Here is a 23,453-nt window from a genome sequence, read left to right as displayed (position 1 = left end):
GGCCAATAAGGCCGATGCACGGACCGCTGGCGACGTGATTGCACAAATCATCCCACGTAACCCGTTTGAAGAAATGGCAAACGCATTCAACTCCAGCCACACGGGTGGTGGCCTGCTCTCCGTCATGTTCTTTGCACTGATTTTCGGAGTGGCCATGGCTGCTGTCGGCGAAGAGAAAACGGCAACGCTGAAAAGTTTTCTCGAAGGCGTCTACGAGGTCGTTATCAAAGTAATCGGCTATGCCATGGCCTTGGCACCGTATGGTGTAGCCGCATTGCTATTTAATATGGTGCTGAATGTCGGCGCCGATTTCTTGGTATCATTGCTCTGGTATGTACTCGTGGTGCTGGGTGCATTAGCGATACACCAATTCGTCGTATATTCGATTATCCTGAAATACTTCGCCAAGCGCAATCCGGTACAATTCATGAAAGACATGGGCGAAGTGACCCTAACCGCCTTTTCAACGAGTTCCAGCAACGCCACCTTGCCTACTGCCATACGGGTGAGTATCGAAAAACTCCATATCCCGAAGCCTATTGCCCATTTTGTACTGACCATCGGCAGTACCGGCAACCAAAACGGAACCGCCCTTTTTGAAGGCATCACCGTGCTGTTCCTTGCCCAGGTTTTCAACGTGGACCTGAGTATAGGGTCGCAGATTACCGTCGTGTTGCTGTGTATTCTCGCCGGTGTGGGTACCGCAGGCGTGCCGGGCGGCTCCTTGCCCGTCATCGTAACCATCCTCATCTCCATTGGCGTACCCGGTGAGGCCATCGCCCTGATTTACGGTGTGGACCGCATTCTGGACATGTCGCGCACCACGCTCAACGTGAATGGAGATATTACCGCGGCTGCATACATTCAACACGTGGAAGAAAAAGCCGGCAGGGTGTATCACGAGTAATCTGTCATCACGATCACATATGATAAGCAAGCCCCTTCAAGTGCTTGCTTTTTTCGTTATTACGCCATATATTTGTCATACTAATTATTGTTATGCAAACAGAACATTACAACGCCTATTCTTTCCTATTAGAGCGCACGGCGCGCCGGGTGAAACAATACGCTCAGTATCAGTTCAACTGCCGTGAATTTGGTATCACGGTAGACCAGTGGTCGATACTGAAAAACCTGAGGCAACATGCCGATTTATCGCAGAAAGAATTGGCTGATTACTGTGGAAAGGACCAACCCACACTGACGCGCATCGTCGATCTATTGGTTCGCAAAAACTTGGTAGAACGTCGGGCGAATCCATCGGATAGACGGAGTTTCGTGGTACACCTTACCCTCGAAGGCGAGCAAAAGGTAAATACACTGGCCAGCCACGTTGGCGAGATACGCATGCAAGCCTGGAAAAATCTCAATGATACCGATTTTGAGCACTTGAAACGGATACTGAATACGATATATGATAATTTGGAGGTTTGAGATATGATAAAAACAGATATTTGCATTATCGGGGCCGGGCCGGTCGGCCTGTTTGCGGTATTCGAGGCCGGTTTGCTCAAAATGTGCTGCCACCTCATCGACGCCCTGCCGCAGGTGGGCGGACAGCTTTCCGAAATCTATCCGCACAAACCCATTTACGATATTCCCGGATATCCGGCCATTAACGCACAGGCGTTGGTAGATAACCTCATGGCCCAGATCAGCCCGTTCAACCCCACGTTTACATTAGGCGAACGCGTGGAGACACTGGCCCCGCAGGCCGATGGCTCATACCACATCATCAGCAATGAAGGAACGGCGATACATGCCGCCGTCGTTGTCATCGCCGGAGGGCTCGGCTCGTTCGAGCCGCGAAAGCCCGAAGTACCGGGCCTCGCGGATTTCGAAGGCCGCGGGGTCTCCTATATGGTAAAAAACCCCGAAACGTTCCGCGACAAGCGGGTGGTCGTTGCTGGTGGCGGGGATTCGGCCTTGGACTGGACCATTTTCCTAAGCGATGTGGCAGCTTCCGTTACACTGGTACACCGCAGCGACAGTTTTCGGGGGGCACCCGACTCGGCCGAAAAGGTATTTTCATTGGCCGAGCGCGGAAAAATCAATTTGCTATTGCAGAGCACCCTCAGCGGTGTGCGTGGAAACGGTACCCTGAGCCATGTAGGCATCCTCAGCAAAGACAAAACAGAAACGTTGCTGGAAACCGATGCCCTCATCCCGTTATTCGGCTTAAGCCCCAAATTGGGGCCGATAGCAGACTGGGGGCTGACCATCGACAAATCGGCCATCGCCGTCGATACCACCGACTATTCCACCGGCATGGAGCGCATCTATGCCATTGGCGACATCAATACATACCCCGGGAAACTGAAACTCATCCTCTGTGGTTTCCATGAAGCCGCATTGATGGCGCAGAGTGCGTTCCGGTATGTATACCCCGAAGAAAAACTCAGTTTTAAATATACCACCGTTAATGGTATAAATGCATTTTAACAGGTAATATCATGACAGAAACCATTCATATCACAGTCGAAAACGAATTGGGCGAAGTACGGCTACTGGAAATTCCCGACGGTATAGACCTCAGTTTGATGGAGGTGCTGAAGGCATCGGATTATGATATCCTCGCTACTTGTGGCGGTATGGCGCTTTGTGCGACCTGCCATATCCAAGTAGTGGAAGGCATGGAGGTGCTCGCCCCGCGTTCAGATGCCGAGCTGGATATGCTCGACACCCTGCCCGACGCCAACGACCGAAGTAGACTCGCCTGCCAAATCCGACTAAATTCGGCTTTGGATGGACTGAAAATACGTATTTTTGAAACCGAGATGTAAATTACATCGAGCGCTCATCAACGATTAAAAAAATAAATGGATGAAAACAATTAATGGCGTCATCCGTTCCCCACATAAGGGTATGATGGGTCAAATAGCAACAAAAATGACTACACACAACGACAATAAGTTTCCAAGGGTGGTAATCATCGGCGGCGGATTCGGTGGAATAGAAATCGCGAAAGGCCTTAAAAACAAAGAAGTGGAAGTGGTACTGCTTGACCGCAACAACCACCACACCTTCCAACCGCTACTATATCAGGTAGCCACGGGTACTTTAGACGCACCCTCCATCGCCTTCCCTTTACGGAAAATGTTCCGGAAGCAAGAGAACTTAACTTTCCGCATGGCAGATGTACGCCACATAGATACGGAAAATAAACAGCTGGACACCGACATCGGGCCGATTTCATACGATTACCTTGTTGTCGCTACGGGCGCAACTACCAACTTCTTTGGCAATAAGGATATCGAATACTATGCCATGCCGATGAAAAATGTAAAAGAAGCGGTGAGCATACGCAGTTTCATCTTGCAGAACATCGAAGCCTCCCTACTGAATAATACCCCCGCAAGTCGCGCACCTTACCTCAACTTCGTCATCGTGGGCGGCGGCCCTACCGGCGTTGAGCTTTCCGGTGCAATTGCCGAAATACGCAACCACATCCTTGCAAAGGATTATCCTGAGCTCAGAAAAGAAGACATGAATGTCTATTTGGTTGAAGGTTTGCCCAAAATATTGGCTAATTTGTCGCCGCAGGCCTCCGAAAAGGCGGAGCTCTACCTTAAAGAACTGGGGGTGAAAATCATACTAAATACGCAGGTAACGGGTTACGATGGCAACGAAATCAGCTTTGCCGACGGTAGCCGCATCCACACCAAAACGGTACTGTGGTCCGCCGGTGTAGCCGGTCAATTCCCCGAAGGTATCGACCCGGGAAATATTGTCCGTGGAAACCGTATCCGTATTGACGAGCAATGCCGGGTTATCGGCATGAACGATATCTTCGCTATCGGCGACGTAGCCGCCATGATCACCGACGAACTGCCACGCGGCCATCCGGGCGTCGCCCCGGTTGCCCAACAACAGGGCCGGTTCCTGGCGAAAAACATCCTCCGGATAATCAACGGCCAACCTACGGAACGGTTCGTGTACTTCGACAAGGGTTCTATGGCCACCGTGGGACGTAACAAGGCCGTTGTTGATATCGGCAAAATCCGCTTCCAAGGTTTTTTCGCTTGGTGGGTTTGGATGTTTGTGCACCTGATGTCGTTGGTCGGTTTCCGCAATCGGGTGGTTACCTTTATCAACTGGACCATCAGTTACCTCACATTCAACGCCGGCATACGGTTGATTATCCATCGATACCAGCGACCGAAGCGCGTAGAAGAAGTGCAGGATTCGCTTTGAGACATACCGGAAAATCGTTACTTTTTGGCGATGGATAACAAGAAAATTGCGAGGACCTTCAAGCAATATGCCCAATTAATGGAGCTGCACGGTGAAAACCCGTTCCGTACCAAGGCAATGGCCGCTGCGGCTTTCAAACTAGGAAAACTACCGTTCGCCATTTCATCCGAAACGATCGATAAACTGAGCGAGTTACCCGGTATCGGACAGCGCACCGCCGATAAAGTACGGGCGCTATTGGAAACAGGTTCATTTCCCGAATGGGAAGCTCTGCTAGTCAATACACCCGACGGCATCGTGGAGATGCTTGCCATCAAGGGCCTTGGCCCCGGGAAAATAAAGACTATCTGGAACGACTTGGGCATCGAATCGATTGGCGAGCTTTATTACGCTTGCAACGAAAACCGCTTGGTGGAAGCAAAGGGTTTCGGCTGGAAAACCCAGCAGGAGATTAAACAAGCCATTGAATTTTCCATCGCCAGCAAAGGATGGTTTCTGTATGCCGCAGCAGAGAAAATAGCCGAAGCGATGATCGTGTCGTTACGGGAATCACTTCCGCCCGGTCGCAAGGTCGCCTTTACGGGCGATTTCCGCCGGAAATGCGAGATCATCCAATCCGTGGATATTATTGTAGAGGCATCTGCCGATGAACTGACGGCGGCGATGCCGGCAGAAAATGAATCCGGCCTTGCCTTCCGATTTTTTCCAACAGACCCCCATTCCTTTTTCCGAACCTTGTTGACGACCACGGGCTCTGACGAGCATTTGCGGCAATTGGACGAAATACTTGCCAAACCGCAATTACCTGAATTCGATTCGGAAGAAGCCATCTACTCTTCCATGGGGCTCTCCTATATCCCGCCTGAACTCCGCGAAGGGCACAATGAAATAGTGCTGGCGAAAGAGGGTCCGTTACCGACCTTGATTACCTACACCGATTTGCGCGGCACATTGCACAACCACAGCACATACAGCGATGGCGTAGATACCCTCGAAACAATGGCGCGGTATTGCCGCGATGAACTTCGGCTGGAATACCTTGGGATTTGCGATCACTCCAAAGCAGCGGTGTATGCCAAGGGATTGGATAGCGTCCGCGTAAAGGAGCAATGGGCTGAAATAGATGCCCTAAATAACACGTTGGCACCTTTTCGCATTTTCAAAGGCATTGAATCGGATATCTTGGGAGATGGTTCGCTGGATTATCCGGAGGAAATACTGGCGGGGTTCGATTTCATTGTTGCATCCATACATTCCAACCTAAAGATGGACAAAGAAAAAGCGACAAATCGTTTAATCAAGGCGATCGAAAATCCATATACCACGATACTCGGCCACCCCACGGGGCGCTTGTTATTGAGCCGGTCGGGATATCCGCTGGATTACGAACGGATCATTGACGCATGCGCGGCGCATCGGGTAGCCATCGAAATCAACGCGAATCCACTCCGACTGGACCTTGATTGGCGGTGGCACCGCTACGCCATCGAAAAGGGTGTTTTGCTATCCATCAACCCCGACGCGCACCGCAGGGAAGGTTTCCACGACATGCAATATGGCGTATACGTGGCCCGGAAAGGGGGTGTTTCTCCACAATATTGCTTGAACACCTTCCCCGTCGACAAAATAGCAGCATATTTTGAGCAACGGAAGCAGCGCATCAGCTAACGGCAATACCGACTGACCTAATGAAATTCGACCTGTTTTTCGACATTCGCAACGGCTACGCCTTTCCATCGACCTTTTACTTCGGTGATGGTGCCTGTGGGCTGGCCTTCAAACGTTGCGGTATAGGCGAGGTCGAGCTTATTGAAATAGACATTCATCGTCAGGGTAAGCCGGGTAGCGGGTGGCACTTCGATCGTATCGCGGAAATTAAGCGATGGGGCTATCTCGACAACCTCGGTGCTATACGGCCACTTGGTCTCCCCTAAGGTGACGACGCCATCGTCTAACGTTAGCGGCACGGCCACGTTAGTCACGGGGCCATCAAGCAGTGTAAACGCCCTTTCATCATCGCTCATAAAAAGGGAAGATTCCTTCACATCCGCCAAGGGATCTACGATTACTTGCTGCACCACGCTCGTATTGTTAAAATAGGTGAGTGAATGCAACGGACGCACAAACGTCTCCATTTTGCTGTTATCGCCCACTTCATAAATAATCTGCTGTAGGGAATAGCTGTCATCTGCCGGATCGGGAGAATATACCGTCTTTTCACACGACAACAACGCAACCGGGAACAGCCAAAATAAGATCTTCTTCATTGCAAGCGCACTTGGACCGAACGGCAAACTTCGCGAATATCCCCCGCATTTGCAATGGAAAATCCTCGTTCACACAAATGGCAGCAGCCAGGCTACTGCAGCTCCTCAATTCGCCGCCGGGCATAATCGACATATATTTGCTCCTCTTCCGGCGGGCTTTGTTTAAGGTACCGCCGGAAATATCGAAGCGCATTGTGCGTATCGCTCAGCTTGCGGTCGTACAGAACCGCGAGACTGTAATAATGCAGCGGGATGATCTCAAACTGGAAGCTACGTAAGTAATCTGAGGCCGCAGCCGAGGGCTGGTTGGCTAGGTCATGCAAATCAGCCTTACGACCGTAATAAAAAGCGGTATTCGGTGAAATAGCAAGCTCCAACACCTTGTCCATGCTCGCCAAGCCCTCTTCATAACGTTTCATCGCTTTATAGGCCATTGCCAAATAGTAATAGTCTATCTCTCCCATTTGCTTATAGATGGCAAGCAACTGGCCATAGGTTTCCTCACAATTTGGAAAATGCTGTGTATGGAAATATCCGCGCCCAAGTAGGGAAAGCACCTGCCTGCTTAGATCGCCCTGCTTCACCAATTGCTCACCCAGCGTTACCACTTCCGTGTAATGCTTCAGTTTTTCGGCTACGCTGATTTTCCCAAGGAGCAATAGCCCGTGCTGCGGATCGCTGTCCAAAGCCAACTGCAAGACGGTATCTGCCTTTCCGTACCGCTCCAGATCCATACATAACTGCGCAAAATCATATGCAATATCACTGTTCGTGGGTTGGAGATTATTCGCCGTCGATAAATAATTGAATGCTGCCGCAAGGTCTCCATTCCTTTTCGCGAGGTCTGAAAGAGCACGGTATGCCGCAACATAATTACTGTCCACGGCGATGGTTTGCTGATAATAATCTGCCGCCGAAGCGTATAGCCCACGTCTCATATGCAATACAGCCAAGTTCATCAATACGGAAACATTCAGGGAATCAAGCGCGTACAATTGCTGATAATAAGGTTCGGCCTCCGCATAGTCGCCCGCCATACGGTAACAGTACCCCAGCCTGTTCAGAACCGCCGGATCTGCGACCGTATCAGGATAGAACGACCGTATATACACGGCTGCTTCGCGATATTGCTGCGCCTGATACAACTCGAGTAGCTTGTTATTGTCGGGCCGGCTTTCTTGGGCATATCCGGCCTGGCAGCTTACGCCAAAACAAACCAGGAGGGCAAAATAGCATTTCTTCTTCATCGCATGCAGGGTTTATAACTAAAACTTACGCAATATAACTAAATAAATAGTTCATACAAACCTTTTTCATCATTTCTTGTTATTGGTTAGTAAAAACTGGTATTATGGATAAGTTGAAGAAATTTGAATTGATGGAAAAGATTGTCCGCGAACTGGATGACTTAAAACGAAGCCAACAAGCCGTATTGGAGAAAATTGGCAAAGTGGAAGTCGATAATATCGAATTGGGAGATAGCCGTCTCGAAAAAATCCTTCCGGACATCTATCAGCGCACGGCGGAGAACATGGACGCGATCACGGAGTTGTTGGAGGCATTCTCGGGCAAGACGGATGCATTTGCCGACAAAAACAACGTGGAAGCGCTCCGCCAACAACAGGAACTGGGAAACAATCAAAATAATCCATAATTCGATTAATTTAATCATTTTCCCATTGCTTTCGGTTTACGTACTTTGTTTGCATAAACTGAAGTAATCATGGAAATGGTAAAGAATACCCTACCCGAACTGGATCATTTGTACGAAATCAGCGATGAACAAGTCCAGGAGTTTGATCGAAACGGCCATACGCAAACCCTAAATTTGCTCCGGGCGGATGAGGTTCTGGCATACCAGCAGGTAATCCGCAAGGCTGCCGGCAAATTCAATGGGGAAAAACGTAACCTTGCAGATCGCGATACCTATGGAAAAGCGTTTTTACAGATCATGAATCTGTGGCACGTCGATATGGGTGCAAAAAAATTCGTACTGGCGAAACGTTTTGCGCATGTTGCGGCCCGATTGCTGGGTGTGGATAATGTACGGTTATACCACGACCAAGCACTTTTCAAAGAACCTGGCGGCGGACCGACGCCGTGGCACCAAGACCAGAATTACTGGCCGCTCGACACGGACAAAACGATTACTATGTGGATGCCATTGGTAGACATCCCAAGCGCGGAAATGGGTATGTTAACCTTTGCTTCCGGTTCACACCGCAACGGCAATGTATTTGATTTCGTCATTTCGGACGAGTCTGACGATGCATTTGAACAATTTGTACGTCAACAGCGCCTCCCCCTTACGCGGCCCGCAGCACTGCGTGCTGGCGATGCCACGTGGCATAACGGGTTTACCATCCATAACGCTCCCGGAAACGATTCTAACCATATGCGCGAGGTGATGACCATCATTTATTATGCCGATGGCACCAGGGTGAGCGCGCCCAAACACGCTTTCCAAGAGAATGATCTCAAAACCTGGCTCGGCAATAAGGCGCCCGGTTCTTTGGCCGACTCGGAATTGAACCCGCTATTACTTTGACAAGCCGGGTATGTGATAACCGGTGCCCGTGGGTCGGCTTTGGGAGAACGCACGTATCCCTAATGAACGGGATGATGCTGGCCAAGGCACGGTCAAATGGTAAACTGGCGCCGGTAGTGAAGCGGGCTTAGTTTGGTGTGCCGCTTGAAAGCACGATAAAAAAACGACATATCCGTAAACCCACTTTCAAAAGCAATATCGGAAATCGGCTTGTCGGTTTGGATGAGCTGCTGGGTAGCATAATTGATTCGATAATCCATCACCGTATCCATAAAGGTCTTACGTGTGGTTTTCTTGAAATATTTACAGAAAGCCTGGGGGGTCATGTGGGCGATGGCTGCTGCTTCGCTCAAAGAGACCTTACCCCTGAACCGGTCCACTAGATAAGCTAGCACCGGCCCCATTCGTTGCTGGTCGGCCACCGCAGGCATTACCGCGATGCTGTCCGCGCTGAATGCCACCCCATTACCATCCTCTGCCAGTTGTTGAAGTATTTCCAGCAGCGCGATAAAACCGTAAATCCCCCTTTTTCCAGATAAATCACGGAATGCGTTTCCCAAACGATTAGACAATGGGGCACCAAACCGCAACCCCACCACGGTATGGGTTAATAGGTTATGAATATCTACCAATTCCTTTTTCGAAGATAGCCCATTGCCAAGCATATCGCGTGCGAATTGGATAACCACGGCTTCCGCGTCCGGAGGAGTACCGATGGACGGGTCCAATTTCCAGCAATGTGGTACATTCGGGGCAATTAGGGCCAAATCACCGGGGCCGAAGCGTTCCATATGGCTGCCAACATACCGCTTGCCCTCCCCTCGTACCACGTATGTCAATTCAAACTCCGGGTGGAAATGGTAAGGGGCCTCAAACGCTTCCGCCCCAAAGTTGCGGAGCAGAAACGCACGGTCGTCGGGCGTTTGTACATATTCGGGAGAAGCCTTGAGCATAGCGCTTTTTATTCGAAGATACACATTCTTTATCAACCGGTACCTGGCTGCCACCATGATACCCCCACCACCAATGATGGGCATGGCGACCTCGTATACCCCCTATCGCTCCGCTATAAGCGGAAGCGTGGAGAGCAAATAAAAAGTCCCGATTGATGAACAACCAGGACTTTTTTAAGTTTATAATGAGTTAGTTTCGTGCAATAAAAGTATGGAAATTAAGTCGACATCATCAAATAATTCACCGAAAAAATATCATATTATTCCCATAGACAATCATAACATACTGTTAATCAAACGCTATGTGCGACATCCTACCGCGTGAATCTTTCCCGCAACGTAACAACCTTGTGGCCTACTGGCATCGGCCGCGTTAAAAACGGGGGTAAAAATACAAAACGGATGGCATGCCGAGTACGGCCTCCCCCAAGGTGTAATACCCCTCGCCATCGACCGCAAAGGCAATGGCTTCGCCCTGTGGTTCTGGTTTATAAGGCTGCGGCGTTGCCGGGCGACGGAACATTTCGACGATGGACTCGCCGGGTTTCCGTTTCCAATAAAATACCTGGAGCAAACTCTTGAGCAGTACTTCCGTGCCGTCCGAACGGATCGCTGCCGATGTGATGAAAACATGCGGTAACACACCGACTTTGCGTAGGGTCAGCGTATCCGCAGTCGATTCGGGGAGTGCAGCGGTATATACCCCCACTTCCAATTCCCGTTTACTGATCACATACAGCCGTTTGTCGAGCGGATCGAAGAACAGCGACTCTGCATCTCGGGGTCCATCTTCGTAACGCATTACAAACGAGCGGATCTGTTCGCTAGGCAGGGTATCTACGGTAGTCGTCTTTACAGGGACAAGGGGTTCTTTTAATATATGTACATATACATACGGACGCTGGGCACGGTTATCGCCGATATCGCCAATAACCAAATAGTGACCGCCATCGGTTTGCTCCATCATCGCGATATCTTCCCAGTCGTGCGCCGAAACCCCTTGGAGGTAATAAGTAGCGCGGTATCGTGCTGAGTCATCGATCAGGAAAATCCTGGCATCGTCGCCACTGTCGTTATGGGTCCAGAAACACCCTTTGCTTGCTGACGACGCCACAAGGCCGGATGCCTCGTTGATTTCGGGGTTATTGATAGGGCCATGGGCTTGGCGTCGACCAAATAGGGCCGCCGTGTCCTGCCCAAATACGCAGCCAACCATAAAAAAACAGACTATCCACACGGACATTTGCTTACCTGGCAACATGGGGCCAAAATACAAATTAATTCCACGCAAAAACATTTTCCTATCTTTGCACACACAACTGTCACACGCAAATGGATATACACCAGTTTTACGACGAGGGATTAGCCCATGCCTCCTACGCGATATGGAACGATGGCGAAGTAGCCTTGATCGATCCGGCCCGGAACCCCCAACCCTACCTCGACTTTGCCGAACGTCACGGCGTCAAGATTACTGCTGTAATTGAAACACACCCCCATGCCGACTTCGTAAGCTCGCATTTGGAATTGCACCATCTTACCGGCGCCACATTATACACCAGCGCGTTGGTAGGCGCGGAATACCCCCATCAACCGTTTGACGATGGGGATCGCATCGCATTGGGCAATGTGTGGCTGGAAGCCATCAACACACCGGGGCATTCGCCCGACAGCATCTGTGTCTTACTTTTGGATTTCCAAAACAAACCCCATGCGGTATTCACCGGCGATACGCTTTTTGTCGGCGATGTGGGCCGGCCGGATTTGCGAGAACAGGTAGGTAATATCACCGAAAAATCCGCTGCGTTGGCCCGACAGTTGTACCGTTCCACGCGTGAGAAGCTTATGCGCCTGCCGGCCGATGTAGTGGTCTATCCAGCCCACGGCCCGGGATCATTGTGTGGCAAAAACATGGGTGAGGCCCGCCATAGCACCATTGGAAACGAAATCAGCACCAACTATGCGCTGCAACCCATGGATGAGGATGAATTTGTGGCACTGATCATGGAACAGCAGCCCTTCATACCCCGTTATTTCGAATACGATGTGATGCTCAATAAGAAAGGAGCCCCGGCATTCCGGGCCAGTATCGAAACAATACCGCTATTCCCCTCCCCATCCGCATTCGATACCAGCGTGTTGGTGGTTGATGGCCGGCCACAAACAACCTTTCAATCCGGACACCTGGCCGGTGCCTACAACGTGCCCGATGGATTACGGTTCGAAACATGGTTGGGTAGTATTGTCAAACCGGGCGAAAGGTTCTATCTCGTGGCTGGGGACAACCAGCAGTTGCAAGTCCTTATCGAAAAGGTCGCCAAGATAGGTTACGAACAGCAAGTGATGGGTATGGCGTTGGCGACCGGAGGTAACGTGCAAATGGCCCGATTGGATGAAGGGCATTTCGCCAAGAGCCAAAAAGATTACACCATTGTAGATATCCGCAACCCAGATGAAGTGGCATCCAACCCAATTTTTGCCAATTCCCTCCCACTACCGCTCCCCGAGCTGCGCACCCACGTAGCGGGTCTTCCGACAGACAAACCGATTGTGGTGCATTGTGCCGGGGGGTATCGTTCGGCCATTGGGGCGAGTATCGTTGCGGCTGCGTTGCCCAATGCCACGGTATTCGACTTGGGTGTACGCATCCATGAATTTAATCCGGTAGGTTGATGTGGTCGGCGCTAACCGCTTTATGCCTGACTTGCGGCAGTGGTTTCTTACAAGACTCTACCACGAATCCCGAATTTGCAGCGCGGTTGAGCAGCATTTATCGGCACAGCGTAAAGACCATTGACGTAAATGGACTCACCCGGATGATGAAGCAAGGTGCCGTGGTACTCGACGCCCGCGAACAGGATGAGTTTGATGTTAGCCATATCCGGCACGCAAAACATGTGGGGTACATTTGGTTTGACATGCGTGAGGTTTATGACATTCCAAAAACCGATACCGTAGTGGTTTACTGCGCAATCGGCAACCGCAGCGAACGGATTGGCGAAAAACTACAGAAAGCAGGTTATCGGCACGTATTCAATTTATATGGCGGGATTTATGAATGGGTAAACCAACGTAAACCCGTGTACAATGCCGACGATATACAGACCACCGAAGTGCATGTGTACGATAAAAACTGGTCACATTGGCTTACCCGGGGTACGCATGTGTATTAAAAAGTACCGATCATTTGACATTTACGCTTCCGAAAACTCCTTAGCGGCCAAGTAACGCTCGGCTTCAAGTGCAGCCATGCAACCTGTTCCGGCCGCCGTAACCGCTTGGCGGTACACGTGGTCCTGTACGTCGCCGCAAGCAAATACGCCCTCGATATTCGTACGTGTACTGTCTGGCTCCGTAATCAAATAACCATTGCCGTCCATATCCAGTTTCCCTTGGAACAATTCGGTATTGGGCTTATGACCAATGGCGACGAAAAAACCCGTTACGGGAATTACCGTCTCTTCTCTTGTTTGGTTGTTGAGTACCTGTACGCCCGTTACGCTCTGCCCATCGCCCAAAATCTCCTTGGCTTCCGTATGGTAGTGTATCTCAATATTCGGGGTATTCAATACCCGGTGCTGCATGGCTTTCGATGCACGGAACTCATCCCTACGCACCAACATATGCACTTTATTGGCCAGTTTAGCCAAATAAGTCGCTTCCTCCGCTGCGGTATCACCAGCTCCCACAATGGCAACGTCCTGCCCTTTGAAGAAGAAACCGTCGCACACGGCACATGCAGACACGCCGAACCCATTGTATTTCTGTTCACTTTCAAGGCCCAACCATTTCGCCGTTGCCCCTGTGGCGATGATGACTGTCTCGGCCATGATGGTCTTCTCGCCATCCACGACTATTTTGTGCACATCGCCCGAGAAATCAACTTCGGTGATGTAACCAAAGCGCACGTCCGTACCGAAGCGTTCTGCCTGCTTACGGAAATCCTCCATCATCTGCGGGCCTAGCACTCCATCGGTATATCCCGGAAAATTCTCCACATCGGTTGTCTGTGTGAGTTGCCCCCCCGGCACAATACCGGTATATACCACCGGTTTCAAATCGGCGCGAGCGGCATAAATGGCTGCGGTATATCCAGCCGGACCAGAACCGATGATCAAGCATTTTATGTGTTCAGTTTCTTGTGACATCGTGATACCTAAAATTAAATATGCAAAAATACGGGTTTACCCCCACTTAATCCATGGCTGTTTGTCAAGCACGCGTAAGGAATGCCACCGGCCTATTTCCCGAACTTTGCCTGCAGGTTCTTCAGCATATCGTCTGTGATGGGCCCCGATTTCCGTTTCGGACGCCCCTCTTGCTGTGGTCGGCCAGCATTGCGGTTTTCCTGTCGGGGTTGGCCGGTGTCGCGAGGTGCCTTTTCCATCGCCTCCGACTTTACGGGCATCTGTGCTCGTTGTTCTTTCTGCTTCGCCCGGAAGCGTTGCCATACCTTATCCAGGCATTGTTTGGTATATAGCGGGAAATCCCCCTGCATCATCCATGAATAATAGCTCGGTTCCATCGCGAAGACCGATTCGACGGGGCGCCCTTTGTGTTTCCCGAAGTTGAAAATCTCTTCGCCCTGTTCGTTGAATACCATCCGACCAGCAAAATCGACCGGGCGGCTCAAATTGGTAAAATGGTGGAGTGCCTCCACATCATTCACCACCGGAACCGACTTATTACCTGCCTTGTCTTCCCACTCGGCATCCTGGTAACGGTCCAATTGCGACTGCAACACTTCATACGTTGCGCGGACGTCTGCTTCGGCGCTATGCGCATTATCGAGGCTCTTATCGCAATAAAAGCGGTACGCGGCTTTTAACGTGCGTTGTTCCATCTGGTGGAAGATGTTTTGTACGTCGACAAAAAAGCGACCGGTAAGCGAAAAATCGATCCCTGCGCGTAGAAATTCCTCCATCAGCATCGGGATATCGAATTTATTTGAATTATAGCCAGCCAGGTCGGCATCACCGATGAATTCAGCTACCTCTGCGGCCACTTCTTTAAACGTAGGTGCTCCGGTCACATCCTTGTCGTATATTCCGTGGATCAGTGACGACTCAATCGGTATGGGCATTTCGGGGTTGACCTTGAGCGTTTTCACCCATTCACTGCCGTCGGGTAACGCTTTCAAGATCGATATTTCCACTATCCGGTCGGCAGATATATTTACGCCGGTGGTCTCTAAGTCAAAAAAAGCCAACGGGCGCTTTAATTTAAGGTTCATTCGGAAACAATTTATTGTGGGATGTTTGAGGTATAATCCAATTAACTAAAAATAATAATTCCCAACAGAATACCTGCTACCATAATGATGTAAAGCAGCAGCTCATTTCCGGCAAAGCGTTTGTATTTCGTCCAAAAGCTGTAATCTTCCCTTTCCGGTTGTTTAACTTCCATTGTGCGGCAAAGGTAACGATATTTTTTTCATCCATTTGGGTAATCTTTACCCATCAATCATCTATGGATGCCCCTACCATTTACCTGAATTTCCAACCGGTCTGGTCGTTGACCGGCCCTTGTGTCTGCTTCATCAAGATGCCGATTACGCCTTCACTTCTCCCATTCTTTATAGTTCCTTGATCAATAGGTCTTTCCAACGTACTTTGATGCCGCCACCATCATGTATCTGGAGCGCAATGAACCCTTCTGCAGCACCTATTTTCTCATCTGATAGCTGCACCATCTTCTTCCCGTTCAGCCAAGTGGTAATCTTGTCGCCCACTGCGCGTATTTTCATGGTATTCCATTCATCCGCCTTCAATATCTTTTCTTTCTCCGGGTCGGGCTTTATGAGCCAACCACGGCCGTACGACTCGTAGATTCCGCCCGTGGAATTGCCCGGGGGCGCGACTTCCACCTGCCAACCCTCGATTTTCACACCCTCAATATCCGAGCGGATAAAGACACCGCTGTTTCCGTTCGCTTCCAATTTAAAGCTAACCCGTAACTCAAAATCTTTATAGGAAGTTTTGGTCGACAAATAGCCGTATTGCTTATCAGGGCCGCTTTCGCACACCAATTCCCCATTTTCCACATACCATTTCTCGGTTCCATGGATGGTCCATCCGGATAGGTCTTTCCCATTGAATAAGGCTTTGAATTGCGCAAATGACGCCGTAGCGAAAAGCATCAGTAATACAGCTAAGGGGTATTTTCTATACATGATCATAAAATATTTAAGGTTTTATCTACTCTTAATTTATGGCAATGCCGGCGATGACGGCGCGGCAATGTGCGCTAAAGATAATCAGCATTATGCAATTTGATGCACATTGACTTGTAATTTTTTCATTTCCGACCGATAGCCATTCCTTACGAATCACTCGCATGCCATGTGTTCGCAAGTAAATCCTACCCTCACCAACAACTGCTCAACCGTCTCCGGCCGGATATCCAACGCCACGATCCGAAGGATTTTATCGCAATCTTCCAAATCGAAACTCCATTGTTTGATCGCCTCGACCGCTTCGAAGAGAGCGGCCACTTGCTGTACATGCGCCGCGGTATCTACCCCCGTCTTGAATACAAATATTTCGGTAGCCATCAGCGTTTTCTATTTCGTTTCACCATCATTTGTTTTTTCTTCAGGCACATCGGCTGCGTCCTCCCAGCAGTGAGACCTCGATCGCATGTAGGCACGTACTCGCCCCCTTTCTTCCTCACTCATCCCCTCAAATTTCCGTGCCATGGCTTTCTTTCGCCATGAAGAGCCACCCTTCCGCGGCCCGCCGCCACCGCCGAAGCCAAATAGGATTTTACACAACACGAACAACGCGATGGCTTGCCAAAAGTTGATAACACTGACGCCGAACAGCACGGGCAAGGTATAATTCCAGAGGTGCATAACCAGGAAACCCACCAAAAAAACGAAGGCCACCGCAATGATCGGGATGAGGACGAAGCGCATCTTGCTTCTAAACAACGTTTTCATACTTCTTTCTATTAAATTATTTATCTGTTAATTCGTCATAAAAGATTTTCAATCGCTTCCTGAGGTGCAACACTGCATAATGCTTGCGCGAGACCAACTTGCCAACCGGTTCACCGGTAAACGCTGCTATTTCTACGAAAGGGATTTGTTCCAACTCGTGCCATACGAATACATCGCGCTGCGCTGCGGGCAACTCTTCCAACGCCCGGTACAGCTGTTCCCAAACCGCACGTTCCTGATACTTCACTTCAGGGTTGTCATCGACCGCTACAAGCGCGGCGGCATATTCCGCTTTTTCCGCTTCGTCCGGCATGCCGGTTTTCCAAAACGACTCGCTTTTCTTGCGCCGTTTATCGACAATCCGGTTGGTTGCAACCCGGTAAAGCCAGCCGCCCACCTGCTCTACCGGATGTGAGTTGATGACGGAACTGAACCGATACCAAACATCTTGCAGGATATCTTCGGCATCGGCATCGTTATTTACCCGCCTCCGGATAAAACCCAGTAAACCTTTGCCGTAGGCCGATATGGCAGCGGTAATCCTGCGTTGTTTTTCATCGGTCATTTTCCATGCAATTAATCATTTCGTCTGCCAACTAATCCTATAGACGAACGGACCCCCAAAACATTTCAAAAAAAAATCATTTTGTTAGCGGCAACATGCAATCGCGTTTTGGATGACGATGGATTTGGATGCGCCCGTGGGTGGCTTATTGATAATTTACGTATCTTTGAATATGGTTGTCTATTTAGCGAAGTATCCCACCTTCAGGCTATTCCTGCCTGCTATCATCAGCTTTTCCTTGCTGCTACTTGGGTTGGCGTTCGACAATGGTTGGCTCCCAGCCCCCGCATCCTTTGGGGGCTGGGTACGTGTAGCGTGGTACGGCCTGGCCTATCTTCCGGTGGGTGGCCCTGTCGTCCGGCAGATGTTTCAAGCCTTTGCCAAACGTGATCTTTTTTCAGAATTCACCCTGATGACCATCGCAACGCTTGGCGCTTTTTTTATTGGCGAGTATCCCGAGGGCGTAGCCGTAATGCTCTTCTATTCGGTGGGTGAAAACCTGCAAGGACTGGCGGTACGCCGAGCTAAAGGAAATATCAAAGCGTTGCTCGACCAGCGGCCCGATGCCGTCACCATCCACGATCGGGATGGCCTACGCACCATCAGGGCCGAGCAGGCCACCATCGGGGAGACCATGCAGCTCAAACCCGGCGAAAAGTTGGCACTGGATGGCGAATTGATTTCAGACCGGGCTTCGTTCAATACTTCGGCGCTGACCGGTGAAAGCAAACCTGACACCAAAGTCAAGGGCGACCCGGTATGGGCGGGTATGATTAACCTGAATACCGTAGCCCAAGTACGCATTACGACGGCCTACAAGGACAGCAAACTGAGCAAGATCATCGCCTTGGTACAGGATGCCACGGCACGGAAAGCGCGCACCGAGCTATTCATCCGAAAATTTGCCAAGATATACACCCCTATCGTCGTGCTGTTAGCCCTGCTCATCACATTATTACCCGCCTGGTTTGTGACCCCTTACGTATTCAATGACTGGTTGTACCGCGCGTTAGTATTTCTGGTCATTTCATGCCCCTGTGCATTGGTCATTTCCATTCCACTGGGTTATTTCGGTGGCATCGGTGCCGCCAGCCGGCATGGAATCCTGTTTAAGGGCAGTAACTTCCTTGATACGCTGGCCCATACCCGCCATGTCGTTATGGACAAAACCGGCACCCTCACTGCAGGTGTATTCCGGGTACAAAAGGCCATTATTTCGAGCAGCTTCGACCGTACTACCATACTGCAATGGGTCAACGCTTTGGAGAGCCACAGCACCCATCCGGTGGCCACGGCTGTCCACACCTACGTGGGCGCGGTAGACGAATCGCTGCAATTGGGGCAGATCGAAGAAATCGCGGGTTACGGCTTGCGTGCGCTCGCCGACGGCAAGCAGCTTCTTGTGGGTAATTTCAAGCTGCTCGACCGTTTCGGGATCACCTACGACGTAGATACCAGGGCGATAACCGATACGGTCGTGGCCATCAGTTACGATGGCCGGTTTGCGGGGCACCTGATTATCGCTGACGAAATCAAAGCGGATGCCGTTGATGCAATCACTCAGCTGAAGGCGCTCGGGATCTCCCCTACGCTGTTGAGTGGCGACCGGACAGCGGTTGTACACGACGTGGCTGGTAAACTGGGTATCACCGACGCTTATGGCGATCTGCTTCCGGGGGATAAGGCCAGCAAACTAACCGCTATGAAAGCGATAAACCGGCATGTTGCTTTCGTAGGCGATGGGGTAAACGATGCTCCTGTTATTGCATTGAGCGATGTAGGCATCGCCATGGGTGGACTGGGCAGCGATGCCACCATCGAAACAGCCGATGTGGTCATCCAAGACGACCGCCCGAGCAAAATTCCGGTGGCCATCCGCATTGGCCGCGCCACACGCCGTATCGTCTGGCAGAATATTACCATGGCCTTCGCCGTAAAAGCGATTGTGCTTATCCTCGGTGCCGGCGGGCTCGCCAACATGTGGGAAGCCGTTTTTGCCGATGTAGGTGTTGCCTTACTGGCCATTGCCAATGCCATCCGAATCCAAAAGATGCGTTTTTAGCTAATTTTTATAAATTTATTGTTTACCAACACCATTATGAAACATCCCATCAACAGAAAACAGTTTCTCCACGGCCTGTCGCTACTGGCCGGTTCGGCCCTCGCCCCTGCGGCTACATGGGCAGCTATCCGCAACAAGCCGGCGACCAAGATGAAACTTGGGTTGGTTACCTATCTCTGGGGCAAAGATTGGGATGTGCCCACCCTGATCGCCAACTGTACGGCAACAGGTTTGGCCGGTGTGGAACTCCGTGTGGACCATGCGCACGGTGTTTCACCCGAAATGAGTAAACGCGAGCGGCAGCTGGTCCGGGAACAGTTTGCCGGCAGTGCCGTCGAATGCGTGGGTATGGGTACCAACCAACAGTACGATTTCCCCGACCAACGGACCCTCCGGGAATCCATCGCGCGCACCAAGGAATTTATCCAGCTGAGCGCCGATATCGGCGGTACCGGTGTAAAGGTTAAGCCCAACGCCTTCCACGAAGGTGTGCCGCACGAAAAAACCATGGCGCAGATCGGCGCATCATTGAACGAACTTGCCGCTTATGCCGCTGATTTCGGGCAGCAACTCCGCCTCGAAGTGCATGGTAACGGAACGCAGAACCTCCCGAACATCAAAACCATCATGGACCACGCCGACCACCGCAACGCCACCATCTGCTGGAACTGCAACCGGCAGGATCTAGATGGCGAGGGTTTCCAATACAACTTCGATCTGGTGAAGGACCGTTTTGGGGACACCGTGCATGTACGCGAACTTGACCGGACGGACTATCCCTACCCCGCTCTTTTGGAAAACCTTCGTCGCATGGAATACGACGGATGGATATTGCTGGAATGCCATACCGACCCGGCCGACAAAGTACAGTCCATGCACGAGCAGCGTGCCGTTTTCGATCGGATGACGTCGACGTTATAACCTGCGTTAGACTATTCGTCCCTCACTGCCAACTCGTTGCTTCTTGCCAGCAGCTTAGCGCTCTCAGCCAACTGGATGAACTCCGCGCGGTAGCCTTCATCATCTTCTCCTTTTGCGCCTTTGGCCCGGGCAATCAGCTGATCGTAATTTGCCTGTTGCTTGTAGTCCGAGTTGCGTAACAGCATACCCAGTTCGGCTACGGCACTGGCAAACCGGAAGTCGGCAGTGGCGTTGGCCAGTTCCTGCGGGCGATCGGCTACCACCACCTGCTGCAACCGGCTTTTTTCACCCTCGGCGTCTTTATAGCGGAATTTCACGGTAGCTACCTCTTTACTGTTGCCCACAAAGAGACGTTCTTTCACCGGCTGGTATTTCAGGGGATCTACATCACCCGGATAGGTGCCCTTCACCCCTACGGGCACGATTTCATAGAGTGCCGTTACGGTGTGGCCTACCCCCATGTCTCCCCCCAGCTTTTCGTCGTTGTTAAAATCTTCCTTTTCCAGCAGTCGGTTCTCATACCCCAACAGCCGGTATGCCTGTACCTTGGCCGGATTGAACTCCACTTGTACTTTCACATCTTTGGCTACGGTAAACAGGGTGCCCCCAAATTCGGTGACCATCGCCTTACGGGCCTCCGTAATATTGTCGATGTAGGCGTAATTGCCGTGTCCCTTATCGGCCAATAACTCCATTTTGCTATCCTTGAGGTTTCCCATGCCGAAGCCCAGCACCGACAGGCTCACGCCGTTCTGCCGTTCCCTGGCAATGAGTTGTTCCATGTCGCCATCGCTAGAAGCACCCACATTGAAATCCCCATCGGAAGCCAGGATGATACGGTTATTGCCGCCTTTGATGAAATGCTGGCGCGCCGTGCGGTAAGCCAGTTGAAGCCCAGCCCCCCCTGCGGTGGACCCACCTGCTCTCAATGCGTCGATGGCATCCTTTATTTTGGCTTTCTGGTTTCCGGGCGTACTTTCGAGTGCTACCCCTGCCGACCCCGCATAGGTAACGATGGCCACACGGTCGTTGCTGCGCAGTTGGTCTATCAATAATTTCATCGCCGCCCGGGCCAGAGGCAGCCGGTTTGCACCCATCATCGAGCCCGATACATCGATAAGGAATACCAGGTTGGATGGCGGTAGTTTATCGGTTGGTACCGACTTCGCTTTGAGGCCAATGCGCAATAGATGGTGTTTCGGGTTCCATGGGGCCGTTGCCAGCTCGGTATGGATGGCCACGGGTTCATTGGCCGATGGCCCCGCCAAGTCGTATTGGAAATAATTGATCATTTCCTCTATCCGCACGGCATCGGTGGGCGGAAGTTGCCCGTTATTGATAAAACGGCGGAAATTGCTGTAAGAAGCCGCGTCCACATCGATGGCGAAGGTAGAAAGTGCCTCATCCAACGGGTTGTGGAATTTGTTTTCGGCAAATCCTTTGTAAGACTCCGTGTTCATCGGCTGTCGTATATGCCCTACATGCACGTACGTCCGCATCGTCATCGGCGCTCCACGGTCCGCCACACCGCCCGTTAATTTCGCTTCCGCTTGGGTGCCATGCCCGACAACGACCACCTCATCCAGCGATGGTTCTCTGGGAACGAGGCGGACGTCAATTACGCTTTCTTTACCTACCTTTACCCGTTTGGTTTCATACCCGATGTATTCGAATAGCAGGTAGTCTCCCTTATCAGCGCGGAGGGAATATCCTCCCTTCGCGTCGGTCGCGGTGGCTACCTGCGTGCCCACTACAGAAATGGCAACACCATACAGTGTTGCGCCGGTCTTTTGATCATAAACCTTCCCGCTGACATTAGCCGGCGTGTCCATACGGTATCCATTGAGGGATAACGATAGGATTGTTGCAATTAATATCGACTTCATAGCATTTGAATTTTTGCCGAAGGATGCGGGTGTGGCGGAATTTCCATAAACCGGAAAAAAAAATTATTTTCACCCCTTCATGAGCGTATTGGGCACACCACCGAAAAAAGACGTCGCCGACGATGTACTCCTGCGGCGTTACCGCGATACCGGCGATATGGAGGTGCTTGGTGAGCTTTACCAGGCTCATGCGGAGATGGTGTACTATGTATGCATGCGTTACCTCAAGAATAGCGAGCGCAGCAAGGACGCCGTGATGCAGATTTTCGAGGAACTCATCCACAAGGTCAATAAACAGGACATCCAACGTTTCGGCAGCTGGCTTTACGTGCTTAGCCGCAACCATTGCCTCATGCAGTTACGTGCCGAGAAAAACAGGCATCAGGTTTCTATCGATGAATTTGTGGAATTTCCCCTCGCTGTGCATCCGGATGGCGACGTGGAGGAAAAAGAAAAGCAGCTTACTGCCCTGGAACAATGTATGGAGCGGCTGCCGGAAAAACAAAAACGCAGTATGGATTTGTTTTTCCTGAACGAGAAATGCTATAAGGAAATTGCCGAATCGACCGGATACAGTTTGAAAGAGGTAAAAAGCTACATCCAGAATGGCAAACGGAATTTAAAATTGTGCATGGAGGCAAGCCATGGAAAAGGGTAAAGTGGATATGGAATTGATCAGGCGATACGTCCGCGGGGAGCTCAGCCCCCGCGAAATGTATGCTTTGGAACGGCAGGCCCAGGCCGACCCGATGTTGATGGATGTCATCCTCGGCGTGGAGCAGGAGGCGCTGGCGGTGCACGACGATAACCTTGCCGATATCCGAAAGCGCATCGCTGCGCGCACCGGTGAACCGCAGAAGGCCATCCGCCGACTTGCCCCTGTGCAACGCTGGGCCATAGCGGCATCCATACTGGCCGTGCTTACAGTGGGCACGTGGTGGTTTGTGCGCGAGGGTACCGTGGAACAGCACGAGGCAACCGTGGCCGCCACGTCGAAGGGAATGCCGGAAACCGAGGCCGAGGCGTTGCACGAGCCGATATCTCCTCCTGCCAACGCGCAGGAAGCTGATACTGCACCGGAGGCCGGCCGCACCGCATCCGCAGAGGCGGGGGCAGC

25 protein-coding genes and 1 pseudogene are annotated in these 23,453 nt (G+C 51.2%); 14 read left to right on the top strand and 12 right to left on the bottom strand.

Going from position 1 to position 23,453, the window contains the following annotated elements; all coding sequences use genetic code 11:
* The 6 genes from ACO1NT_RS06510 to ACO1NT_RS06485 form a co-directional block, all read left to right on the top strand.
* Positions 1 to 907 (top strand): dicarboxylate/amino acid:cation symporter (locus tag ACO1NT_RS06510; RefSeq protein ID WP_449047627.1); only part of this gene is annotated, 907 nt, incomplete at its 5' end.
* Positions 908 to 999: 92 nt separating this feature from the next.
* Positions 1,000 to 1,434: a MarR family winged helix-turn-helix transcriptional regulator gene (locus ACO1NT_RS06505; protein ID WP_449047626.1), complete on the top strand. Its 435-nt coding sequence runs from the start codon at positions 1,000 to 1,002 to the stop codon at positions 1,432 to 1,434.
* Positions 1,435 to 1,437: 3 nt separating this feature from the next.
* Positions 1,438 to 2,442 carry an NAD(P)/FAD-dependent oxidoreductase gene (locus tag ACO1NT_RS06500; protein WP_449047625.1) on the top strand — a complete coding sequence of 335 codons (1,005 nt, stop codon included), beginning with the start codon at positions 1,438 to 1,440 and terminating at the stop codon, positions 2,440 to 2,442.
* Positions 2,443 to 2,453: 11 nt separating this feature from the next.
* Positions 2,454 to 2,783: a 2Fe-2S iron-sulfur cluster-binding protein gene (locus ACO1NT_RS06495; RefSeq protein WP_449047624.1), complete on the top strand. Its 330-nt coding sequence runs from the start codon at positions 2,454 to 2,456 to the stop codon at positions 2,781 to 2,783.
* Positions 2,784 to 2,889: 106 nt separating this feature from the next.
* Positions 2,890 to 4,194, top strand: coding sequence for an NAD(P)/FAD-dependent oxidoreductase (locus ACO1NT_RS06490; protein ID WP_449047628.1), 1,305 nt, complete (start codon positions 2,890 to 2,892; stop codon positions 4,192 to 4,194).
* 30 nt (positions 4,195 to 4,224) lie between these two features.
* Entirely contained in the window at positions 4,225 to 5,862 is a 1,638-nt protein-coding gene (locus ACO1NT_RS06485) for a helix-hairpin-helix domain-containing protein (RefSeq protein WP_449047623.1), read from the top strand.
* Positions 5,863 to 5,879: 17 nt separating this feature from the next.
* On the opposite strand, the gene ACO1NT_RS06480 is transcribed toward ACO1NT_RS06485, so the two are convergent.
* Both ACO1NT_RS06480 and ACO1NT_RS06475 read right to left on the bottom strand, forming a co-directional pair.
* On the bottom strand, positions 5,880 to 6,461 hold the full coding sequence (locus ACO1NT_RS06480; RefSeq protein ID WP_449047622.1) for a hypothetical protein: 582 nt from the start codon (positions 6,459 to 6,461) through the stop codon (positions 5,880 to 5,882).
* A gap of 92 nt (positions 6,462 to 6,553) precedes the next feature.
* Positions 6,554 to 7,708, bottom strand: coding sequence for a tetratricopeptide repeat protein (locus tag ACO1NT_RS06475; RefSeq protein ID WP_449047620.1), 1,155 nt, complete (start codon positions 7,706 to 7,708; stop codon positions 6,554 to 6,556).
* Between the two features lie 104 nt (positions 7,709 to 7,812).
* Between ACO1NT_RS06475 and ACO1NT_RS06470 the strand changes: the two genes are divergently transcribed.
* Together ACO1NT_RS06470 and ACO1NT_RS06465 are read left to right on the top strand one after the other, a co-directional pair.
* Positions 7,813 to 8,115 (top strand): hypothetical protein, encoded by a 303-nt coding sequence (locus ACO1NT_RS06470; protein ID WP_449047619.1) that lies wholly within the window; start codon positions 7,813 to 7,815, stop codon positions 8,113 to 8,115.
* Between the two features lie 69 nt (positions 8,116 to 8,184).
* Positions 8,185 to 9,009, top strand: coding sequence for a phytanoyl-CoA dioxygenase family protein (locus ACO1NT_RS06465; RefSeq protein ID WP_449047618.1), 825 nt, complete (start codon positions 8,185 to 8,187; stop codon positions 9,007 to 9,009).
* A gap of 92 nt (positions 9,010 to 9,101) precedes the next feature.
* Here the strand turns inward: ACO1NT_RS06465 and ACO1NT_RS06460 are convergent, their stop codons facing one another.
* A complete protein-coding gene (locus ACO1NT_RS06460) occupies positions 9,102 to 10,046 on the bottom strand; it encodes an AraC family transcriptional regulator (protein ID WP_449047617.1) in 945 nt (314 codons plus the stop codon).
* Positions 10,047 to 10,335: 289 nt separating this feature from the next.
* Positions 10,336 to 11,178 carry a hypothetical protein gene (locus tag ACO1NT_RS06455; protein ID WP_449047616.1) on the bottom strand — a complete coding sequence of 281 codons (843 nt, stop codon included), beginning with the start codon at positions 11,176 to 11,178 and terminating at the stop codon, positions 10,336 to 10,338.
* A 116-nt stretch (positions 11,179 to 11,294) separates the two neighbouring features.
* Here ACO1NT_RS06455 and ACO1NT_RS06450 point away from each other — a divergent pair, with 116 nt between their 5' ends.
* Both ACO1NT_RS06450 and ACO1NT_RS06445 read left to right on the top strand, forming a co-directional pair.
* Complete coding sequence (locus ACO1NT_RS06450) at positions 11,295 to 12,635, top strand: MBL fold metallo-hydrolase (protein WP_449047614.1); 1,341 nt, start codon at positions 11,295 to 11,297, stop codon at positions 12,633 to 12,635.
* Positions 12,635 to 13,135 (top strand): rhodanese-like domain-containing protein, encoded by a 501-nt coding sequence (locus ACO1NT_RS06445; protein ID WP_449047613.1) that lies wholly within the window; start codon positions 12,635 to 12,637, stop codon positions 13,133 to 13,135. The genes ACO1NT_RS06450 and ACO1NT_RS06445 overlap by 1 nt, the downstream gene beginning before the upstream one ends.
* 21 nt (positions 13,136 to 13,156) lie before the next feature.
* Here ACO1NT_RS06445 and trxB read toward each other — a convergent pair whose 3' ends face one another.
* From trxB to ACO1NT_RS06410, 7 genes are all read right to left on the bottom strand, one after another.
* Positions 13,157 to 14,110: a thioredoxin-disulfide reductase gene (trxB, locus tag ACO1NT_RS06440; protein WP_449047612.1), complete on the bottom strand. Its 954-nt coding sequence runs from the start codon at positions 14,108 to 14,110 to the stop codon at positions 13,157 to 13,159.
* A gap of 92 nt (positions 14,111 to 14,202) precedes the next feature.
* Positions 14,203 to 15,195 carry an exonuclease domain-containing protein gene (locus ACO1NT_RS06435; protein WP_449047611.1) on the bottom strand — a complete coding sequence of 331 codons (993 nt, stop codon included), beginning with the start codon at positions 15,193 to 15,195 and terminating at the stop codon, positions 14,203 to 14,205.
* A 41-nt stretch (positions 15,196 to 15,236) separates the two neighbouring features.
* Positions 15,237 to 15,368 carry a hypothetical protein gene (locus ACO1NT_RS06430; RefSeq protein ID WP_449047610.1) on the bottom strand — a complete coding sequence of 44 codons (132 nt, stop codon included), beginning with the start codon at positions 15,366 to 15,368 and terminating at the stop codon, positions 15,237 to 15,239.
* Between the two features lie 169 nt (positions 15,369 to 15,537).
* Entirely contained in the window at positions 15,538 to 16,134 is a 597-nt protein-coding gene (locus ACO1NT_RS06425) for a 3-keto-disaccharide hydrolase (protein ID WP_449047609.1), read from the bottom strand.
* Positions 16,135 to 16,290: 156 nt separating this feature from the next.
* Complete coding sequence (locus ACO1NT_RS06420) at positions 16,291 to 16,515, bottom strand: hypothetical protein (RefSeq protein WP_449047608.1); 225 nt, start codon at positions 16,513 to 16,515, stop codon at positions 16,291 to 16,293.
* 9 nt (positions 16,516 to 16,524) lie between these two features.
* Positions 16,525 to 16,902: a hypothetical protein gene (locus ACO1NT_RS06415; RefSeq protein WP_449047607.1), complete on the bottom strand. Its 378-nt coding sequence runs from the start codon at positions 16,900 to 16,902 to the stop codon at positions 16,525 to 16,527.
* A gap of 16 nt (positions 16,903 to 16,918) precedes the next feature.
* A complete protein-coding gene (locus ACO1NT_RS06410) occupies positions 16,919 to 17,467 on the bottom strand; it encodes an RNA polymerase sigma factor (protein WP_449047606.1) in 549 nt (182 codons plus the stop codon).
* Between the two features lie 112 nt (positions 17,468 to 17,579).
* Here ACO1NT_RS06410 and ACO1NT_RS06405 point away from each other — a divergent pair, with 112 nt between their 5' ends.
* Together ACO1NT_RS06405 and ACO1NT_RS06400 are read left to right on the top strand one after the other, a co-directional pair.
* Complete coding sequence (locus ACO1NT_RS06405; RefSeq protein WP_449047604.1) at positions 17,580 to 19,529, top strand: heavy metal translocating P-type ATPase; 1,950 nt, start codon at positions 17,580 to 17,582, stop codon at positions 19,527 to 19,529.
* Positions 19,530 to 19,565: 36 nt separating this feature from the next.
* Positions 19,566 to 20,450 carry a sugar phosphate isomerase/epimerase family protein gene (locus tag ACO1NT_RS06400; RefSeq protein ID WP_449047603.1) on the top strand — a complete coding sequence of 295 codons (885 nt, stop codon included), beginning with the start codon at positions 19,566 to 19,568 and terminating at the stop codon, positions 20,448 to 20,450.
* An 11-nt stretch (positions 20,451 to 20,461) separates the two neighbouring features.
* Here the strand turns inward: ACO1NT_RS06400 and ACO1NT_RS06395 are convergent, their stop codons facing one another.
* Positions 20,462 to 22,336 (bottom strand): YfbK domain-containing protein, encoded by a 1,875-nt coding sequence (locus tag ACO1NT_RS06395; protein WP_449047601.1) that lies wholly within the window; start codon positions 22,334 to 22,336, stop codon positions 20,462 to 20,464.
* A gap of 79 nt (positions 22,337 to 22,415) precedes the next feature.
* On the opposite strand from ACO1NT_RS06395, the gene ACO1NT_RS06390 reads away from it, so the two are divergent.
* Entirely contained in the window at positions 22,416 to 22,994 is a 579-nt protein-coding gene (locus ACO1NT_RS06390; RefSeq protein ID WP_449047600.1) for an RNA polymerase sigma factor, read from the top strand.
* Positions 22,981 to 23,453, top strand: a pseudogene (locus ACO1NT_RS06385) (hypothetical protein); the annotation flags it as partial. The gene ACO1NT_RS06390 and the pseudogene ACO1NT_RS06385, both read left to right, overlap by 14 nt.

It is taken from the genome of Parapedobacter sp., assembly GCF_053550995.1.
Note: the sequence above shows the minus strand (reverse complement) of the source record. Positions and strands in the feature narration are given on the sequence as shown.

Bases quoted from the DNA above. Each gene is read 5' to 3' on its own strand.
- ACO1NT_RS06430 (WP_449047610.1), bottom strand. From the start codon at position 15,368: ATGGAAGTTAAACAACCGGAAAGGGAAGATTACAGCTTTTGGACGAAA.
- ACO1NT_RS06420 (WP_449047608.1), bottom strand. From the start codon at position 16,515: ATGGCTACCGAAATATTTGTATTCAAGACGGGGGTAGATACCGCGGCG.
- ACO1NT_RS06445 (WP_449047613.1), top strand. From the start codon at position 12,635: ATGTGGTCGGCGCTAACCGCTTTATGCCTGACTTGCGGCAGTGGTTTC.
- ACO1NT_RS06395 (WP_449047601.1), bottom strand. From the start codon at position 22,336: ATGAAGTCGATATTAATTGCAACAATCCTATCGTTATCCCTCAATGGA.
- ACO1NT_RS06495 (WP_449047624.1), top strand. From the start codon at position 2,454: ATGACAGAAACCATTCATATCACAGTCGAAAACGAATTGGGCGAAGTA.
- ACO1NT_RS06480 (WP_449047622.1), bottom strand. From the start codon at position 6,461: ATGAAGAAGATCTTATTTTGGCTGTTCCCGGTTGCGTTGTTGTCGTGT.
- ACO1NT_RS06460 (WP_449047617.1), bottom strand. From the start codon at position 10,046: ATGCCCATCATTGGTGGTGGGGGTATCATGGTGGCAGCCAGGTACCGG.
- ACO1NT_RS06475 (WP_449047620.1), bottom strand. From the start codon at position 7,708: ATGAAGAAGAAATGCTATTTTGCCCTCCTGGTTTGTTTTGGCGTAAGC.
- trxB (WP_449047612.1), bottom strand. From the start codon at position 14,110: ATGTCACAAGAAACTGAACACATAAAATGCTTGATCATCGGTTCTGGT.
- ACO1NT_RS06485 (WP_449047623.1), top strand. From the start codon at position 4,225: ATGGATAACAAGAAAATTGCGAGGACCTTCAAGCAATATGCCCAATTA.
- ACO1NT_RS06500 (WP_449047625.1), top strand. From the start codon at position 1,438: ATGATAAAAACAGATATTTGCATTATCGGGGCCGGGCCGGTCGGCCTG.
- ACO1NT_RS06415 (WP_449047607.1), bottom strand. From the start codon at position 16,902: ATGAAAACGTTGTTTAGAAGCAAGATGCGCTTCGTCCTCATCCCGATC.
- ACO1NT_RS06435 (WP_449047611.1), bottom strand. From the start codon at position 15,195: ATGAACCTTAAATTAAAGCGCCCGTTGGCTTTTTTTGACTTAGAGACC.
- ACO1NT_RS06455 (WP_449047616.1), bottom strand. From the start codon at position 11,178: ATGGTTGGCTGCGTATTTGGGCAGGACACGGCGGCCCTATTTGGTCGA.
- ACO1NT_RS06405 (WP_449047604.1), top strand. From the start codon at position 17,580: ATGACGATGGATTTGGATGCGCCCGTGGGTGGCTTATTGATAATTTAC.
- ACO1NT_RS06470 (WP_449047619.1), top strand. From the start codon at position 7,813: ATGGATAAGTTGAAGAAATTTGAATTGATGGAAAAGATTGTCCGCGAA.
- ACO1NT_RS06390 (WP_449047600.1), top strand. From the start codon at position 22,416: ATGAGCGTATTGGGCACACCACCGAAAAAAGACGTCGCCGACGATGTA.
- ACO1NT_RS06465 (WP_449047618.1), top strand. From the start codon at position 8,185: ATGGAAATGGTAAAGAATACCCTACCCGAACTGGATCATTTGTACGAA.
- ACO1NT_RS06450 (WP_449047614.1), top strand. From the start codon at position 11,295: ATGGATATACACCAGTTTTACGACGAGGGATTAGCCCATGCCTCCTAC.
- ACO1NT_RS06400 (WP_449047603.1), top strand. From the start codon at position 19,566: ATGAAACATCCCATCAACAGAAAACAGTTTCTCCACGGCCTGTCGCTA.
- ACO1NT_RS06410 (WP_449047606.1), bottom strand. From the start codon at position 17,467: ATGACCGATGAAAAACAACGCAGGATTACCGCTGCCATATCGGCCTAC.
- ACO1NT_RS06505 (WP_449047626.1), top strand. From the start codon at position 1,000: ATGCAAACAGAACATTACAACGCCTATTCTTTCCTATTAGAGCGCACG.
- ACO1NT_RS06490 (WP_449047628.1), top strand. From the start codon at position 2,890: ATGACTACACACAACGACAATAAGTTTCCAAGGGTGGTAATCATCGGC.
- ACO1NT_RS06425 (WP_449047609.1), bottom strand. From the start codon at position 16,134: ATGTATAGAAAATACCCCTTAGCTGTATTACTGATGCTTTTCGCTACG.